This is a genomic window from Vibrio sp. 03_296 (genome assembly GCF_002265885.1).
Genome location: NZ_NPKW01001164.1, coordinates 1 through 735, shown reverse-complemented (window position 1 = coordinate 735; position 735 = coordinate 1). Strand labels below are relative to the sequence as shown.

At 51.2% G+C, this 735-nt stretch carries 1 rRNA gene; it reads left to right on the top strand.

The annotated features are described in order from the left end of the window. Positions 1-735: ribosomal RNA gene (locus CIK04_RS30575) — 23S ribosomal RNA — on the top strand; the annotation flags it as partial.

Genomic DNA, 735 nt, shown 5'->3' with positions numbered 1-735 from the left:
AGCTAAGGTCCCAAATTACAGCTAAGTGGGAAACGATGTGGGAAGGCTTAGACAGCTAGGATGTTGGCTTAGAAGCAGCCATCATTTAAAGAAAGCGTAATAGCTCACTAGTCGAGTCGGCCTGCGCGGAAGATGTAACGGGGCTAAGTTGTAAACCGAAGCTGCGGCAATGTTCTATGAACATTGGGTAGGGGAGCGTTCTGTAAGCCGTTGAAGGTGTGTTGTAAAGCATGCTGGAGGTATCAGAAGTGCGAATGCTGACATGAGTAACGACAAGGGGGGTGAAAAACCTCCCCGCCGGAAGAYCAAGGGTTCCTGTCCAACGTTAATCGGGGCAGGGTAAGTCGACCCCTAAGGCGAGGCTGAAAAGCGTAGTCGATGGGAAACGGGTTAATATTCCCGTACTTCTTACAATTGCGATGGGGGGACGGAGAAGGCTAGGTGGGCCTGGCGACGGTTGTCCAGGTTCAAGTGCGTAGGCTGAGTGTTTAGGTAAATCCGGAYACTCTTAAGGCTGAGACACGACGTCGAGCTACTACGGTAGTGAAGTCATTGATGCCATGCTTCCAGGAAAAGCCTCTAAGCTTCAGATTGTAAGGAATCGTACCCCAAACCGACACAGGTGGTCGGGTAGAGAATACCAAGGCGCTTGAGAGAACTCGGGTGAAGGAACTAGGCAAAATGGTACCGTAACTTCGGGAGAAGGTACGCTCTTGATGGTGAAGTCCCTTGCGG